Raw genomic sequence first — 17,507 nt, 5'->3', positions numbered from 1 at the left:
TTGGATTCGATTAGAGATTCATTACAACATTTTTCTGATGGAAAGTTTGAAAAAAGATTCCAAAAAATGAAGGTTGAAACATTAAGCAGCGAGCGTGTTCAAAACTTTTTATCCGAAAATCCACATGTAACGAATGAACAATTAGATCGTGCGATAAATGAACTATATCAATATAAAACGCAGTGGGATAACTGTGACAATTGTCCGGGTGTTGAAGCCTGTTTGAATATCATGAAAGGATATCAGCCGAAGCTATCAACATACCGGGACGATTTACAGCTAGAGTACCAGGTGTGCTCAGTAAAGAAAACGGCTGATGAAAGAAAGCGCCAATCGTCATTAATAAAAAGCTTATATGTACCAAAAGAAATGACTCAGGCAACGTTTGACGATATTCATGAAGACCATTCTTCGAGAATGATGGCAGTAGCCAATGCGCTTGAGTTTATCGTTAATGTGAAACCAGGAGAAAATGGAAGAGGATTGTACGTATATGGCCCATTTGGTGTTGGAAAAACGTTTCTGATGGGTGCCATTGCGAATGAATTAGCAGATAGAGAAGTTTCTACTCTGATTGTTTATGCTCCAGACTTCTTTCGAGAGCTAAAAAATGGTATATCTGATGGATCATATCAATCGAAGCTTGATGAAGTGAAGCAAGCTCCTGTTCTTATTTTAGACGATATTGGGGCAGAAACAATGTCTAACTGGGTGAGAGATGATATTTTAGGCGCATTACTGCAGTATAGAATGATGGAAAAGCTGCCAACGCTCTTTACTTCGAACTTTGACCTTGATGAGCTAGAACATCATCTTTCTTACACGCAAAGAGGTGGAGTAGAAAAAATGGATGAGCTAAAGGCAAAAAGAATCATGGAAAGAATACGTTATTTAAATGATGTTATTGTTATGAATGGGGAAAATAAACGAGCATAGTTTCGTATCGATAATTTTCAAGCTTTTCCAAGGAAATTACTAGGATTATATGTTACGATAGTTTTATAAGTAATAATAATTGTTATTTTATATATGATATGGCTTGCCTACTTACTAGTTTTATAGGAATGGGGGAAAATGATGAGTATTGATCATATTCTTGATCGCGCTCGTAATGGTGAACGGATTTCTGTTGAGGATGCTGTTCAGCTTTATGAAAGTGATGAAATTGAAAAAATCGGAGCAGTAGCTAACGAAATGATGCAAAAATGGCACCCTGATCCAGTAACGACATTTGTTATTGGGAGGAATGTAAACTATACAAATTTTTGTGATACTTATTGTAGATTTTGTGCCTTCTATCGACCACCAGGACATGAAGAGGGTTATGTGTTAGATGATGAGGAAATATTTAAAAAGATTCAAGAAACGATTGATATTGGTGGAACTGAAATATTAATGCAAGGTGGAACGAATCCAGATTTGCCATTTAGCTATTATACGAATTTATTAAAGGAAATTAAAAAACGTTTCCCTCAAATTACGATGCATTCATTCTCACCAGCAGAAATATATAAAATGGTGGAAGTTTCTGGGTTATCATTAGAAGAAGTATGCCGTCAACTTCACGAAGCAGGTTTGGATTCACTGCCAGGTGGTGGTGCGGAAATACTTGATAATAGAACAAGAAAACGCATTAGCCGTTTAAAAGGTACTTGGGAAGAGTGGATCGACTGTATGAAAACAGCTAAAAACGTTGGAATGCACGGAACTGCTACGATGGTTATTGGATTTGGAGAAACATTTGAAGAGCGTGCGCTTCACTTAAAGCGTGTTCGTGATGCCCAAGATGAAACAGAATGCTTCCTTGCCTTTATTTCATGGTTATTCCAACCAGATAATACTAACATGAAAGCAGAAAAGCTAACTCCAGAGGATTATTTGAAGAATGTTGCAATTTCGAGAATATTCCTAGACAACATTCCAAACTTCCAATCCTCCTGGGTTACAATGGGACCAGAGGTTGGGAAAAAATCGTTATCTTTTGGTTGTAATGACTTTGGAAGTACGATGATTGAAGAAAATGTTGTATCCGCTGCAGGGGCGACACATAAAGTAAACACTAACTTAATATTGAGGTTAATTCGTGAAGCAGGTAAAACACCTGCACAACGTGATACAAAATATCGCGTTCTGCACACTTTCGAAGAAAAAGAATCAGCAGAGAAAGACTTCATTATGCAAAACTAAAAAACTAAATGATTTACTCCAAAAGGTCGCCTAGCAACCATTTGGAGTTTTTTTATATTTCTACTCCTCCATCATGTATTTAATATTAAATTTTATATCAAATTATAAGTTTTTTTAAAATATATGATCGTTTTCAAATTCCCGATTCATAATTAAACAGTACGTCCATATATATGTATTAGATTAGATGTTTGCAAAAGAAGAGTTGAAACTAACGATGAATTACTCCCGAGACGCTCAACTCGATTTGCACGATTGGGAGGGGCTGCTGTTGTTAACGATTCAATTTAAGGATTCCTCTTTATGTGAGGCCTTCTATCATCAATTGCTTCATTCATTAAGTACATATGGTGGTGTGAAAAAATCAATTAGTATAGAGAAGACAGAACAGTATACAAATTTAAGTATCAATTTCTCTACTATTCTCGGAGGTGGAATGAGTCAAAGAAAAAAGTTAGTAGCAACCGTATTAACGAATGTAACGATAAAAAAATTTTTGCCTATATGGCTAGAAGAATGTATTAGAGGTCGGTTTTACTTTGAGGACCAATATGAGGTAGGGGCAATTATTGAGCACGCAAGAGAGGTATTTTTTAATGAAAAGCCTGATGTTCCTTTAAAAACAAACTTTATCGAATGGCAAAAAGAATTATTTATGTTGTATTACCATTTTATTAAAGAGGCTATGCACTTTTCCTTTGACTCTTTTATCATTTTTCGATTAAGGAAATTTAAACTTCAACTCGTCGATGTAGTAGAGAAAGCGATTGATGAGTATAAAATAGAACATGATTACCAAGTGATGCTTAACACGTGCAGAGAATTCTTAAGAAATCATGAATCTCGTATTGATACGATACATGTGTATTTAAATGAGAATATAGAAATACAAGATGACAGTGGCGAAAGTATATCACTTCAGCAAATTCGCAATTGGCTAACACGTGACTTAATGTTTGAGGATCCGCTTCCGTTATCTCAACGAGTAATTGGACCATTGGTTTGTATTGCACCGAAAAAAATATTTATATATCCTCATGAAAACGAATATGATGGACTTGTTCAAACATTATTGTCTATATTCGAGGAGAGAGTGAATATCGTTGATAAAGAAGATACAAATACCGTTAATTTATTGCAATCTTAAATCATAAGAGTGAAATTAGGAATTATTTTGAGTTGTAAATATACATTCGTTAAACTTCACATAAATTTTTCCATTACACACTTGCTTTTCTTAATTCGACTTATTATAATACTATCCATAAGGAAATCAAGGATCAGTAATGATGAGGACATGGGTGTATTCGAATCAACTTACAGAGAGGGAAGACATTTGCTGGAAGCTTCCTAGTTTGGCGAGACACTTACCACCTCTAAACTTCAGTACAGAACGAGTCACGACTTTATTAAGTGCTGACGGAAACTCACCGTTATATGAGAATGAAGCTAGACAGGAAAATGTTCATGTTGTTTTCTTGTTTAGGAATTAGGGTGGAACCACGTGTAACACACTCGTCCCTTTGTATGAGAGGGACGGGTGTTTTTTGTTTTTTAAAAACATTGCTCCTCAAGTATAGAAAGCTTTAACCTTGAGAACCTTTTCAAATTTAACGTAATAGAAAAGGAGTGTATTTTCATATGTCAGATCAAATTGTAATGACTTTCCCAGATGGTGCGAAGAAAGAGTTTTCTAAAGGTGTGACAACTGAGGATATTGCAGGATCGATCTCACCAGGATTAAAGAAAAACGCACTTGCAGGCAAAGTCGATGGGCAGTATGTTGATTTACGTCAACCTTTAGTAGAAAATGGGAATCTTGAAATTATCACGTATGATTCACAAGATGGTTTAGAGATTCTTCGTCACAGTACAGCTCATTTAATGGCACAGGCGGTAAAACGTCTATATGAGAACGTAAAATTAGGGGTTGGACCAGTCATTGAAGGTGGCTTTTACTATGACATCGACATGGAGCATTCGCTTACACCAGAGGACCTTGAAAAAATTGAAAAAGAGATGAAGCGAATTGTTGATGAAAACTTAGAGATAAGACGTGTAGAAGTGAGCCGAGAAACGGCTGTACAACGCTATAAAGAAATAGGTGACGACCTGAAACTAGAGTTATTAGAAGATATTCCAGAAGGTGACACAATAAGTATTTACGAGCAAGGAGAATTTTTTGATCTTTGTCGTGGCGTACACTTACCTTCCACTAGTAAAATAAAGAAGTTTAAACTCATGACTGTTAACGGTGCATACTGGCGTGGTGACAGTAAAAATAAAATGTTGCAGCGTATATATGGAACAGCTTTCCCGAAACAACAACAGCTAGAAGATCACTTAAAAATGCTTGAAGAAGCGAAAGAGCGTGATCATAGAAAGCTAGGTAAGGAATTAGGTATTTTTACAATAAACCAAAAAGTAGGACAAGGACTTCCATTATGGCTTCCAAAAGGAGCAACAATTCGTCGTACAATTGAACGTTACATTGTAGATCTGGAAGAGCGACTTGGCTACGATCATGTGTATACACCTGTTTTAGGAAGTGTAGAGCTATATAAAACGTCCGGGCACTGGGATCACTATCATGAAGACATGTTTCCTACAATGGAAATGGACAATGAGGATCTAGTACTAAGACCGATGAACTGCCCGCATCATATGATGATTTATAAAAACCAACTCCACAGCTATCGTAATTTGCCAGTTCGTATTGCTGAGCTAGGAACAATGCACCGTCACGAAATGTCCGGAGCATTAGCAGGCTTACAACGAGTTCGTGCTATGACACTGAATGATGCTCATATTTTCTGTCGACCAGATCAGTTAAAGGATGAATTTATTAGAGTAGTAGAGCTAGTACAAAATGTATATCAAGATTTCGGAATTGACGACTATTATTTCCGCCTATCCTATCGTGATCCTGAAGATAAGGAAAAATATGTGGATAATGATGAAATGTGGGAAAAAGCGCAAGCGATGTTAAAAGAAGCGATGGAGGATATGAACGTAGACTATGTCGAAGCAGAGGGGGAAGCGGCATTTTATGGTCCTAAGCTTGATGTGCAAGTAAAAACAGCACTAGGTAAGGACGAAACCCTGTCTACTGTGCAGCTTGATTTCCACTTGCCAAATCGTTTCGAGCTAGCCTATGTTGGGGAAGATGGGAAAGAACATCGTCCTGTCGTCATACATCGTGGAGTTGTTTCAACAATGGAGCGTTTTGTAGCGTTCTTAATTGAGGAGTATAAAGGAGCTTTTCCTACTTGGCTTGCACCTGTACAGGTTGAGGTCATTCCAGTAAGTGAAGTGCACATGGATTATGTAAGACGAGTGGAAGATAAATTAAAACAAGCTGGTGTTCGTGTACACGTGGATGTTCGTGATGAAAAGCTTGGCTATAAAATAAGAGAAGCACAAATGCAAAAAATACCTTATATTCTCGTGCTTGGAGATAAAGAGATTGAAGCAAGTACTGTGAATGTAAGAAAATATGGCCAGAAAGACTCTGAAGCAGTAGGTTTAGATGAATTTGTTTCGAGTATGAAAGAAGAAATACAAAACAGAAAAAAATAGTTTACAATACAGGACATTTTTAAAAGCTGTCCCAAAAGCTATTAAAAGTTTAGAGGTTGACTCAAAAGGTAAAAATTAGGCCTATTGAGTCAACCTCTTCTTTAAATATCCCTATTTAGTACGCAATATCATGAAATTAATAATGTATTGTGAATTAGTAAGAAAAACAGTAGAATATAAATAAGGTTTTTCAACATTATATTACAAAAAACGCCATTAACTTTGAAGTCGAATAGGATGTGCATATTATGTTTCAGTCATTAGGTACCGTTAGTAATTGGGTGAATAGTTTTCGAGAAAATTTAATGCAAGAATATGAAAACATTAGTGATTATAGTCACTCAATGCTTATACAGTTGGAAGAATTACTTCGCGCCTTTGACCATTCGTGCATATTAGTTCTGACTGATAGTAGTGGCAGCATTATTGAAGTGAACGATACATACTGCCAAGTCTCAGGATATTCAAGAGATGAATTAGTAGGTAATACACATAGGTTAGTCCACTCAGGCTATCATACACAAGAATTTTATCATAAGTTATGGCAGACAATCATGAATGGCGATATATGGAGTGGTGAAATTAAGAATCGTAAAAAAGATGGCTCAATTTACTGGGTAAAAGCAACGATCTACCCTATTTATAATAAAGAGGGAAAAATTGACATGTTTTTATCGATTCGTCTTGATATTACAGAAGGCAAGATATATGAAGAAAAACTGAGACAAATTATTGAAAAAGATTATTCTACCATTATTAAAAATATTCAAAATTTCATTATAAGAGTTTTACCATCTAATGATAAAGGGCCGGTTGTCTCATTATTAGAAGGTCACTTAGCAAAAGTGATTGGGATTGATACAGAAAAAGCTAAAAATAAACCAATCGGTGAAGTTATTGGGAATAGCAGAGATAAAGACATCATTACTTCAAGATTTAAACAAGCCTTTGAGGGACAAAAGGTTGAATTCGACTTCAAGCATGGATATCGAATTTTACACGCTTCAATAACACCAATTATTCATTGCAATGAAGTAATTGAAGTGATTGCAACAATCAATGATATCACTGAACTAAAAAACTCTGAGCTTGCAGTAAAGAATATGGCCTATCATGATGCACTTACAGGTTTACCTAACCGTAGAATACTTGAAGAAGATTTAATGTATCGTCTAGTCGATGCTAAAACACAACAAAAAAAGGCGAGCCTTATCATTGTAGACTTGGATAAGTTTAAATATATTAATGATACGCTAGGTCACAATGTTGGAGATCGCTTTATCATGATGGCAGCTGAAAGGCTTCAAACATTAACGTTTGATAATCATGTGGAATATTTCAGATTATACCACTTAGGTGGAGATGAGTTTGCATGGATTATTATTGGTCCAGATGAACATGTATGTATAGTGACTAGACAAATATTAACATTGTTTGATGAGCCATTTTACTATCGAAATGGTGAATTCCATCAAAAAGCTAGTATCGGCGTTTCTGTATTTCCAGAACATGCTACTAACCCTGAAGAGTTAATGAAGGCAGCTGATATGGCATTGCTTTCTGCTAAACACGCTGGTGGCAACACATTTAGAAAATTTAATTCACAAATGAAGAATGTATTTGTCTCAAAAGTGTTAATGGAAGATGATCTAAGGCAAGCCATTATAGCGAATAACCAATTCGAGCTTTTTTATCAGCCGGTAATGGATGTAAAACAGCAAAAAATAAATTCGTGTGAGGCACTTATTCGTTGGTATCATCCTAAAAAAGGACTTATCAATCCTGCAGATTTTATTCCAATTGCTGAGGAAACAGGTTTAATTATTCCGCTAGGGGAGTGGGTCATTCGTCAAGCTTGTCGAGATCTAAAACGCTGGGAAGAATCACAAATACATTTGAACATTTCTGTTAATATTTCAGCATATCAGCTTAAACAATCAGACTTTGTTGAAAGGTTAACAACAATTGTGAGTGACGAACGTGTACTCCCTAATCGGATACAGTTAGAGATAACTGAAAATGGACTAATGGAAAATACAACTGATTCCATTAATACACTACAAAAGCTAAAACAAATAGGCTTTACGATTGCTATCGATGATTTCGGCATAGGATACTCATCTTTGAGCTATTTAAAGCAATTTCCTGTTAACTGTCTAAAGATCGATCGCTCGTTTGTAAAAGATATTCCAAGCGATAATTCAGATAGTGCAATCGTATCTTCCGTAGTTAAATTAGGTAAAGACCTCGGATTGCTAGTAGTCGCTGAAGGAGTAGAAGGACAGGAAGCAAGTGATTACTTATCTTCGATTGAATGTCCATACTTACAAGGTTATTACTATAGCAAGCCAATTAAATTTGAAGATTTTACCGATTTGATGAATGAGCATGTAATGTAAAAAAACATATTTGACATAAGCAGTCTTGTATGATAAATTGTTCAAGTGGAACAAAATAGGAAACAAAGCAAGAAGAAGCGCCCGCTTCTCACCTGATTGACTAGAGGTTGACAGGTTACATGATTGTGATAAACACGTATGTAGAAGTGTGGGCGAAATATGCACCCACATTTTTTTTATGTACACATCACACCATTTTCACGTATTTGTGAAAAGTGGAGAGTCCAAGGTGTTTGATTACGTCTTGCTTTGATCCCCAAAAATTTATGGAGGTGGCTCAACATTAGTAAGGATATGATGATCAACGACGCGATTCGCGCTCGAGAAGTACGCTTGGTCGGTGCAAACGGAGACCAAATTGGTGTAAAAACAAAGCAAGAAGCTTTAGAAATGGCTCAAAATGCTAATTTAGATCTTGTTATGGTAGCGCCAAATGCGAAACCGCCAGTATGTCGGATCATGGATTACGGAAAATTCCGTTACGAGCAGCAAAAGAAAGAAAAAGAAGCTCGTAAAAACCAAAAAATTATTAACACAAAGGAAGTTCGCCTAAGTCCAACGATAGAAGAGCATGATTTTAACACGAAGCTTCGTAACGCTCGTAAATTCTTAACGAAGGGCGATAAAGTGAAAGCTGCTATTCGCTTCCGTGGAAGAGCTATTACGCATTCTCAAATTGGGAAGGTCGTATTAGAAAAACTTGCTTCGGAATGTGAAGACATAGCTACAGTCGAACAAAAGCCAAAGATGGAAGGACGCAGTATGTTCCTTATCCTTTCACCAAAAGCTGAAAAATAGACGAAATCGAATGCAATATAGGCATTTCTTGCAAGACAACAACAACTGATTTTATTTCTTTACAAGACAAACAACGAAATATGCACAAAGGGAGGTCACCCAACATGCCAAAAATGAAAACTCACAGTGGTGCTTCAAAACGTTTTAAGAAAACGGGAACTGGAAAATTGAAGCGTGCTCATGGATATACAAGTCACTTAGCAGCAAACAAATCTCAAAAGCAAAAGAGAAAGCTTCGTAAAGGTGCACTTGTAAGTAAGAGTGATCAAAAACGTATAGGTCAAATGATCTAATACGTCAATAAAAAAACACTAACGTAGAATTGATTGAGAAGGAGGGATTACGATGGCTAGAGTTAAAGGCGGTTATGTAGCGCGTCGTCGTCGTAAAAAAGTATTAAAACTTGCAAAAGGTTATGTAGGTTCTAAACATAGATTATTTAAATCAGCACAAGTGCAGGTAATGAAATCATTACTTTATGCATACCGTGACCGTAGACAGAAAAAGCGTGATTTCCGTAAACTTTGGATTACACGTATTAACGCTGCTGCACGTATTAACGGATTATCTTATAATCGTTTCATGCATGGTTTAAAGCAGTCTGGTATTGAAATGAACCGTAAAATGCTTGCAGATATTGCAATCCATGATGAAAAAGCTTTTGCTGAATTAGCAGAAAAAGCAAAATCAGGACTAAATAATTAAGTAAAAACCACAAAAGTCACTTTCGAGAGAGAGTGACTTTTTTTTTACCCATAAGAAAGTGTATGAGTAAGGGATGATTGCACCACTCGCATCATTGATGCTGCTGTTCACTCACCAATGCTTAAAAGGAGGGACTCAAAAGCTAATATCGCTCTTTTTCAGTGCCTTCGGTTAAAAGCTAGTAGTGAAATAAAAAAATCAGCGCGCCTGTGCTTAAATTAGGAACACATATGCTGGCACATATTCATACATTTTATAGAAAGGATAGAATCATCTGATTTATCTAGTATCATACTTTATATTAATAAGTATATTAACCGTATTCACAGTAGGACACGATAAGCATCGAGCGAGAAAAAGAAAGTGGAGGTATTCAGAAAAGTACCTTTTTTTACTAGCAATTATAGGTGGTTCAATAGCAATGCTCATAGCTAATCATGTATTTCGTCATAAGACTAAAAAACGCCTATTTACTCTCGGGCTACCAGTAGTGATTAGCATACAGTTAATCATTGTTTTATTTTTATATTTTTAGCTAGTAGCATAGTTTAAGTAGATAGACATATTATTTAGAAGAGAGGAGGAAGGCAACATGGATATGTTTGATGGAGCAATTCCTCATGTAATGGAAGAGGCAGGTTTTCTTGCACCTATATTATTTGTTCTTATTCATTTAATTCGTCCGTTTTTGTTTATACCAGTTATAGTAGTCTGTATAGCAGGTGGGATCCTATTTGGTTTCGTACATGGGACTATTTATAACATTATTGGCTTATCGTTAATGAGTCTTATTTTCTACAAGTTAGTAGATATTTTCCCCTCATTTCGCAGGAAAATAACAAATTTGAAGAAGAAGCTCTTTAAAGATCGAGTCATCACATTAGGGCAAGTAATGATTTTAAGAATGATGCCTTTTATGCATTTTCATTTGTTATCGCTCTATTTAATGGAAATGACAAAGTCATTTAATGAGTACATGCGTTATTCTATCGGAGGTGTCATTCTTCCATCAATTATCTATACAGCCTTCGGACAATCGGTTACTGAAATGCCTATTTACATTTCAGCCTTCTTTTTTCTACTATTAATAGGGTTATACGTCTATTTAGGGAAATATAATACGACTACTTATAAATGGAATCACTTTTTTCATGTGAAGTCTTCTGAATGATAAAGGTTAACTCATAGGGCACTAGATGCCATATGAGTTTTTTTACAATTGATTGAATTTCATCATTATCACCCCTTGCACGCTTTCCCTGGAGGGGACTGGAAAAGGTAAATATCGGAGGCCACTGAAAAAGTACTTAAAATTAAAGGGAAGACTAATTAATATAAGGTTGTTTGAATAGAGAAGTTGATGAGACCTGTGCAAACTTTCGCTTTCCGTGGGCGGCTGGTGAGCCTCATCGACCTGTGGTCTGCGGGGTCTCACTCCTGCCTTTAATCCCATAGGAACGAGCGTTACTTCGTCGCCTTATGCTTCGAGTTGTCTCGACGGATACGCTCCAAAGCATATGCTCGTAGAGGAAGAGACAGTTACCTCGCTTGCTCCGGTCTCATCAACTTTCCCTATAATGAGGTATATTGAATATTAATGCAACGAAACAGCAAATTTTTCACTTTTTCAGTGGCCTTAAATATCGACCTTTTTCAGTCCCTCTTGAATACACTGCGAGCTGTCTCGACGGATGCAGCTTCAGAGGGAAACTAGAAGAGGAAGAGACAAGCGAGTATCCTGCAGTGAAAATAAACACCCAAGTTAATAGAAAAAAAATTTTTTTAAAGTGAAATTAACTAACTTGATAAATAGGCATTTTTTCTATCATTCACTATTGTCAATCTTGCTTATTTTTTAAAGAATCGATGACCTCTAGCAAGTCTTCATTTTTTTCTTCAAAATAATGAGCAAATGGACACCCAACAGTTCTTACACGTTCAAGTACAGAAAAGAGATGGTAGTCATCTGGATTTAAATTTTCATCTACCTCTTTCCAAAAAAGTGGAGCAGCAACTGTCGCTCCTTCCCTTCCTCTTGTGGAATAAGGAGCGATAATGGTTTTCCCATGCCAATGCTGTACATAGTCAATGTACAACCTATTCCCTCTATTTTTTTTCATTCTTTCAACTGTGAAAAGGTCAGGTTGTGTTTCAACTAAATAATGTGCGATAAAGGAAGTGAATACACGTGTATCTTCATAGCTAATCGGACTTGTTGCTAATGGAACATGAACTTGTAACCCCTTATTTCCAGAGAGCTTTGGGAAGCTAATAATATTAAATTTATCAAATAGTTTTTTCATTTCCATAGCTGCAACAACAGCTAAAGAAAAATCTTCACGCGATGGAGGATCTAAATCAAATACAATTTCCCTCGGGTAGTTATCATGTAAAAGCTGAAAGGGGATGTGAAACTCTAGTGCAAGCTGATTCCCTAGCCAAAGTAAAGATGATAAATTTTCACAAACAATATAATTAATATCATCCTCCATATGCGTTCTTATAAAAGGAGGTGCATATTCAGGACAATTCTTTTGATAAAAGACTTCTCCACTCACACCATGTGGGTATCTGCGAACAGTCAATATTCTATCGTGTAAAAAAGGAAGCATGAATGGAGAAATATCATGTAGGTAACATATATATTGATCCTTTACAATTACAGGGGATTGCCATAATGGCTTATCAGGATTTGTTATCGTCACTTCCTTTTTTACATTTTTGTTTAGTAGAATGAGTTGCCCTTTAGTACATACCGTCCATGACAAATCGGTACGGAATTGTTGGAAAACTGGGTTAGTTAATTTGTCACTTATAATGCCTTTAAATGTTAACTCTACTACAATACCGGGTTCAATATGAATGAAGCTACCTTTAATAGACGATTTATTCTTTCTAACAATTTCGGTCAGTGCTTTTTTTTCTTCCTCGCTCATGCCATCTGAAAAAGACCCTATTTGTAAAACTTCTTGATTTATTAATAGCCCACAAGTAAATTCATTCGTCTTATTATTCATACCTGTAATAAAAAAGTAGCCAACATAATTCATCTTTTTAGAGAAGCTATTTAAAGTGATCATTTTGAAACCTCGTTTTCAATTCATCATTTTGGTAAGAGACATTCCGTTGGTGGTATATCGACAAATGATTGAATGCTGGGCTGTCGAATGGAACGTCCTTTTGGCCATTCTATATACTTTATTTTCACAGTTAAGCTCGGCTTTATCCATTGTGCGTCCTTAGCGCGTTCAGGCTCATTAACGAAAGGTTTTTGTGCAATTTTTAATTGGTCTACGAAATTAGTAAGTATTCTCCAATCATTTTGTGTTAGTTTTCCAGTGCCAGCATGCCCGATATAATGAAGGTTCATATCGTTGTCGTATAAGCCAAGTAATATGGCATTAACAATCCCGTTTCGGTATGTGACGCCGCCAACTACAGCAATGATATCCTGGAAGTTTTTTATTTTTAGCCACCTGTTATCTTTACCTCCAAAAGCATAAGTACTACTTAGCTTTTTTGCTACGATTCCTTCCATACCTTGTTGCTTTGTTACATCAAAAAGAGTTTCACCATCATCGTAGGAAGGGGTTAATTGTATGAACTCATTAGGTGTTATAATTTCCGATAAAAGATCTTTCCTATCTGACAAATGCCAATCGTTTACCCACTCATCATTGTAATAAACGATATCAAATATACAATAAAATACTGACAAGATTGGAATTAGTTGCTTTACTTTATCCATATTGCGAAGTGCATCTCTCCGCATCACTTGATGGAAGGATGGTTTTCCATTTTCGCCGAGTGCGATCACTTCACCATCTAATATGACAGAACTTGCCTTACAATATGAGTGAATGTCTAGTAATTCAGGAAACTGTTGTGTCCGTTCATTTTGCTTTCGATTAAAAAGACGGACATTATCACCGTTATAATAATTGATAATCCTAACACCATCCCATTTCATTTCATAAATCCATTCATTTCCTTGAGGCACGATATTTGCTTGAACAGGTTCAAAAGGTTTAATGAAGTCGATGTTCACCATGCCCCCTCTACATTACTTTGCTTGCTTTTCTGGATTCTTTGTCACTTTCGGCTTCGCTGTCGTTTTTGTTTTCGTTTTTGTTGTTGTCTTTTTCGTCGTCTTGCTTGGCTTTGCTTTTTCGATGCTTTTTTCTAATGCTTGCATGAGGTCTATTACGTTCGTTTGCTCCTGCTTTGTTACTCCTTGATCTTCCTCGACTTTTTCACGGATAAGTTCTAAAAGCTCTACTCGATATTCATCGGTATATTTTGATGGATCAAACTCTGCTGTCAAATGATCAATTAATGTTTTGGCGGTTTCAAGTTCATTCTTTTGGAATTCTGCTTCATTCGGTATGTTTGGAACATTTTTTACGTCTCTTACTTCGTCCGGAAAGTGGAGCGTTTCCATCACGATAGTGTTACCGTACACCCGAATAGCTGCTAAGTTCTCTTTTGATCTAATTGTTATTTTAGCGAGTCCAATTTTATCAGTTTCCTGAAGAGATTTTCTTAAAAGGGCATATGCCTTTGAACCTCCCTCATTTGGACTAACATAATACGTACGGTCAAAGTATATCGGATCAATTTCATCTAACATGACAAAATCAATAATTTCAACAGCTTTATCCTCCTGCTCTTTCTTTAGTTTCTCAAGCTCTTCATCATCTAAAACAACATATTTCCCTTCTGTATATTCATACGCTTTGACGATTTCTTCATTTGATATTTCTTTACCACATTCTGAACATGTTTTTTCGTACTTTATAGGTGCATGACAATCTTTATGAAGGTTTCTTAGTTTGACATCTTTATTTTCTGTTGCAGCATGCAATTTTATAGGGATATTAACTAAGCCAAATGAAATGCTTCCTTTCCAAATCGTATGCATGTCCATCATTCTCCTTTTAGTTAATTTGAATTTAGTATGCACCGATTATGATTATTCAATGAGGAGACATTCCTGGAGATAAGGAAAGGTCAATTTTAAGAATTTGAAGCTAGTGGAGAGCGTCGTTTCAGAAGTGAATGATGATGAAAGAAACGGTTCTTTAGGGGGGAAAAAGAGGAGACTTATTAGGAATATTTTTTTGATGTTATACCTGGAGAAGGGGTGGAATTGCCATCTAATGTTGCGGCAAATTTTTCTTAACAAGATCTAACTGACAAGAGGCCATCTAGCTAATTCGCTATAGGTAAGATGGCGAGGCAAACGAACTTAAAAGGAGGTCAAGTGTCTCCTTATCTTCACCCATAATAAAAGCTGAAGGTAAAATAAGACAGTGTGTCCCTGTACCTCCAGCGATTAAACTAAAATAAATCAAACCCACAGCGTTAATTATTTCGCTTAACTAGCTGTTTAATCGGGCTTCTCCAATCTATTTCCGCTTTCGGATAGTGAATCAAGATTTCTTTTTCGATAAAGTGGAAATCCTTTTTACTGAGTCCTTTCAATTCATCTGTATCTTCCGTTGAAATAATAATAGAAGTAACTTCAAAGGAGTCATCAGTTGCCCCTAAAAATTTTTCCCCTTCAAACATGACGTTTCGATATGTGAACAACAAGTTTTTTCGCACATTTTCAGGATCGTCAAGCAAATAAAAACCACCTTGATTATGGGCAGCTTCAAGCTTTCTACGAGGATCTAGAAAGTATTTAATTACACTATAAATGATAATTACAATAGCTGTTAGGAGGAACAAGCGAAATAGGATCACTGTCATCACGATCAACGCTCCTTTTATATTTTGATACAATCATCTATTCCCAATATCATTGTTTTATGAACATTTAATACATTGATTTCTATTGTATACGAATGAAAGCTGAAATGGTTTCAAAATTTTTTTCATCATCTGATATAATACATATAATATAGTTTGTTAACCAATACAAATGCATTACTAATTATCAACACTACATAACAAAATGCCGTATGTAAAGGGATTAGTAGATGTCCTGAATAGGCAAGAAAATAAAAGGAGTAAAAAAATGGACTTTCAAATGCTTTATAAAATGCAAAAACAGTTGGATAATCATATAGAAGCAAAACATCAACTAGAAGATGAAAATGTATTAGATAGAAAAATTCTTGCGTTTCATGTTGAACTAGCTGAATTGGCAAATGAGACGAGATGCTTTAAATTTTGGAGTGAAAAAGCCCCATCAGATGATGCCATTATTTTAGAAGAATATGTTGATGGTATCCATTTTATATTATCAATTGGGATAGAATATGGTTACGACAACGAAACAATGTTCGAAGCTCCTAAGCAAACTAAAAAGACAGGAGAAGCACTAGTCCCATATTTTTTTGAAGTAATTAATGCAACATCATTACTAAGAGAAAAGGGTGACAAAACATCGTTTGATCATTTATTTACTTCTTACCTAACTTTAGGAGAAGCGTTAGGATTTTCAGCAAATAATATAATAGATGCCTATAAGAACAAAAATGAAGTGAATTATCAACGACAACAACAGGGATACTAAAGGATACCAATCCGAAGTGGGTTTATCTATTGTATTGAAGGTACTTCGGGATTCGAAATTTGAGCTACTACGTAAAAGTAGGTATAATAGCTTTTAGGACATCATTATTGTTTTATTGAAAATAAGGAGGTACATAATTCATGGATGAAATGTTAAATATGTTGAAAGATCTTACTGATGCAAATGGAATTCCAGGTAATGAAAGAGAACCGAGAGATGTGATGAGAAAGTACATCGCCCCCTTTGCTGATCAAGTAGAGACAGATAATCTAGGAAGCTTAATTGCTAAAAAGGTTGGGGATCCAAATGGCCCTAAAATTATGGTCGCGGGTCACCTGGACGAAATAGGATTTATGGTAACTAGCATCGATGATAAAGGGTTTGTTAAATTCCAACCAGTTGGTGGTTGGTGGGAGCAAGTGATGCTGGCTCAACGTGTGACAATTATGACTCGTAATGGGAATATTCCCGGAGTAATTGGGTCTAAGCCGCCACATATTCTACCAGCTGAAGCGAGAAAGAAACCAGTCGATAAAAAGGATATGTTTATCGATATTGGCGCTTCAAGTAAGGAAGAAGCACAGGAGTTTGGTGTTCGACCAGGAGACTCTATCGTTCCAGTATGTGAATTTACTGTCATGAAAAATGAAAAAATGTTAATGGCAAAAGCGTGGGACAATCGCATTGGCTGTGCGATTGCAATAGAAGTGCTAAGACGTCTAAAGGATGAACAACATCCTAATGTCGTGTACGGTGTAGGAACCGTTCAAGAAGAAGTTGGGTTACGTGGAGCAAGAACATCTGCACATCATATTCAACCTGATATCGGTTTTGGTGTAGACGTCGGAATTGCAGGTGATACACCTGGAGTAACAGATAAAGATGCTCTTGCAAAAATGGGTAAAGGACCACAAATCATCGTTTACGATGCATCAATGGTTTCACATAAAGGATTAAGAGATTTTGTTACGGACACTGCAGATGAAAAGAATATTCCTTATCAATTTGACTCTGTTGCTGCAGGTGGCACAGACTCTGGTGCGATTCACTTAACTGCTAATGGTGTACCATCACTTTCTATAACAATTGCAACTCGCTACATTCATACGCATGCTGCAATTTTACATCGCGATGATTTTGAAAATGCAGTTAAGTTAATTGTTGAAGTGATTAAAAAGTTAGATAGAAATACAGTTAACACGATTACATTTCAATAAAGACTAAGTAAATATACTATCATTGTAGTACAGACCAAAGAACCGGTTTGTACTACTTTTTTATAAGGAGAAGGTGGCGAAATTTCCTCGATGCTTCTT

Annotated in this window: 17 protein-coding genes and 1 other annotated feature; of the genes, 13 read left to right on the top strand and 4 right to left on the bottom strand. The window is 36.1% G+C overall.

Annotated elements, in window-relative coordinates:
* From dnaI to BCELL_RS15780, 11 genes are all read left to right on the top strand, one after another.
* Positions 1 to 936, top strand: coding sequence for a primosomal protein DnaI (gene dnaI, locus BCELL_RS15825; RefSeq protein WP_013489778.1), 936 nt, complete (start codon positions 1 to 3; stop codon positions 934 to 936).
* 141 nt (positions 937 to 1,077) lie between these two features.
* On the top strand, positions 1,078 to 2,187 hold the full coding sequence (gene mqnC / locus BCELL_RS15820; RefSeq protein WP_013489777.1) for a cyclic dehypoxanthinyl futalosine synthase: 1,110 nt from the start codon (positions 1,078 to 1,080) through the stop codon (positions 2,185 to 2,187).
* A gap of 271 nt (positions 2,188 to 2,458) precedes the next feature.
* Entirely contained in the window at positions 2,459 to 3,334 is an 876-nt protein-coding gene (locus BCELL_RS15815; protein ID WP_041808336.1) for a putative sporulation protein YtxC, read from the top strand.
* 154 nt (positions 3,335 to 3,488) lie between these two features.
* Positions 3,489 to 3,680 (top strand): hypothetical protein, encoded by a 192-nt coding sequence (locus BCELL_RS15810; RefSeq protein ID WP_041808333.1) that lies wholly within the window; start codon positions 3,489 to 3,491, stop codon positions 3,678 to 3,680.
* A gap of 148 nt (positions 3,681 to 3,828) precedes the next feature.
* The gene (gene thrS / locus BCELL_RS15805) at positions 3,829 to 5,766 is read left to right on the top strand and encodes a threonine--tRNA ligase (protein ID WP_013489774.1); all 1,938 of its coding nucleotides are present in this window, start codon (positions 3,829 to 3,831) and stop codon (positions 5,764 to 5,766) included.
* A 248-nt stretch (positions 5,767 to 6,014) separates the two neighbouring features.
* Positions 6,015 to 8,165 carry a sensor domain-containing protein gene (locus BCELL_RS15800; RefSeq protein WP_013489773.1) on the top strand — a complete coding sequence of 717 codons (2,151 nt, stop codon included), beginning with the start codon at positions 6,015 to 6,017 and terminating at the stop codon, positions 8,163 to 8,165.
* 63 nt (positions 8,166 to 8,228) lie between these two features.
* Positions 8,229 to 8,348, top strand: a sequence feature (ribosomal protein L20 leader region).
* Positions 8,349 to 8,459: 111 nt separating this feature from the next.
* Entirely contained in the window at positions 8,460 to 8,963 is a 504-nt protein-coding gene (gene infC, locus BCELL_RS15795) for a translation initiation factor IF-3 (RefSeq protein ID WP_041808332.1), read from the top strand.
* 104 nt (positions 8,964 to 9,067) lie between these two features.
* Complete coding sequence (rpmI, locus tag BCELL_RS15790; RefSeq protein ID WP_013489771.1) at positions 9,068 to 9,256, top strand: 50S ribosomal protein L35; 189 nt, start codon at positions 9,068 to 9,070, stop codon at positions 9,254 to 9,256.
* Positions 9,257 to 9,308: 52 nt separating this feature from the next.
* A complete protein-coding gene (rplT, locus tag BCELL_RS15785; RefSeq protein WP_013489770.1) occupies positions 9,309 to 9,668 on the top strand; it encodes a 50S ribosomal protein L20 in 360 nt (119 codons plus the stop codon).
* A gap of 274 nt (positions 9,669 to 9,942) precedes the next feature.
* Positions 9,943 to 10,203: a DUF1294 domain-containing protein gene (locus BCELL_RS22240; protein ID WP_013489769.1), complete on the top strand. Its 261-nt coding sequence runs from the start codon at positions 9,943 to 9,945 to the stop codon at positions 10,201 to 10,203.
* Between the two features lie 57 nt (positions 10,204 to 10,260).
* Entirely contained in the window at positions 10,261 to 10,839 is a 579-nt protein-coding gene (locus BCELL_RS15780; RefSeq protein ID WP_013489768.1) for a TVP38/TMEM64 family protein, read from the top strand.
* A 667-nt stretch (positions 10,840 to 11,506) separates the two neighbouring features.
* On the opposite strand, the gene ligD is transcribed toward BCELL_RS15780, so the two are convergent.
* From ligD to BCELL_RS15755, 4 genes are all read right to left on the bottom strand, one after another.
* Positions 11,507 to 12,748 carry a DNA ligase D gene (gene ligD, locus BCELL_RS15770; RefSeq protein WP_013489767.1) on the bottom strand — a complete coding sequence of 414 codons (1,242 nt, stop codon included), beginning with the start codon at positions 12,746 to 12,748 and terminating at the stop codon, positions 11,507 to 11,509.
* Positions 12,749 to 12,771: 23 nt separating this feature from the next.
* Positions 12,772 to 13,719: an ATP-dependent DNA ligase gene (locus BCELL_RS15765; protein ID WP_087942427.1), complete on the bottom strand. Its 948-nt coding sequence runs from the start codon at positions 13,717 to 13,719 to the stop codon at positions 12,772 to 12,774.
* A gap of 12 nt (positions 13,720 to 13,731) precedes the next feature.
* Entirely contained in the window at positions 13,732 to 14,589 is an 858-nt protein-coding gene (gene ku, locus BCELL_RS15760; protein WP_013489765.1) for a non-homologous end joining protein Ku, read from the bottom strand.
* A gap of 443 nt (positions 14,590 to 15,032) precedes the next feature.
* The gene (locus tag BCELL_RS15755) at positions 15,033 to 15,422 is read right to left on the bottom strand and encodes a hypothetical protein (RefSeq protein ID WP_013489764.1); all 390 of its coding nucleotides are present in this window, start codon (positions 15,420 to 15,422) and stop codon (positions 15,033 to 15,035) included.
* Positions 15,423 to 15,690: 268 nt separating this feature from the next.
* On the opposite strand from BCELL_RS15755, the gene BCELL_RS15750 reads away from it, so the two are divergent.
* Both BCELL_RS15750 and BCELL_RS15745 read left to right on the top strand, forming a co-directional pair.
* A complete protein-coding gene (locus BCELL_RS15750) occupies positions 15,691 to 16,191 on the top strand; it encodes a dUTP diphosphatase (RefSeq protein WP_013489763.1) in 501 nt (166 codons plus the stop codon).
* Positions 16,192 to 16,331: 140 nt separating this feature from the next.
* Positions 16,332 to 17,408, top strand: a complete 1,077-nt coding sequence (locus tag BCELL_RS15745; protein WP_013489762.1) for a M42 family metallopeptidase — start codon at positions 16,332 to 16,334, stop codon at positions 17,406 to 17,408.
* Positions 17,409 to 17,507: the final 99 nt, after the last annotated feature.

It is taken from the genome of Evansella cellulosilytica DSM 2522, from assembly GCF_000177235.2.
In the GTDB taxonomy this organism is placed as follows: domain Bacteria; phylum Bacillota; class Bacilli; order Bacillales; family Salisediminibacteriaceae; genus Evansella; species Evansella cellulosilytica.
This window is presented reverse-complemented; position numbering and strand designations above follow the sequence as displayed.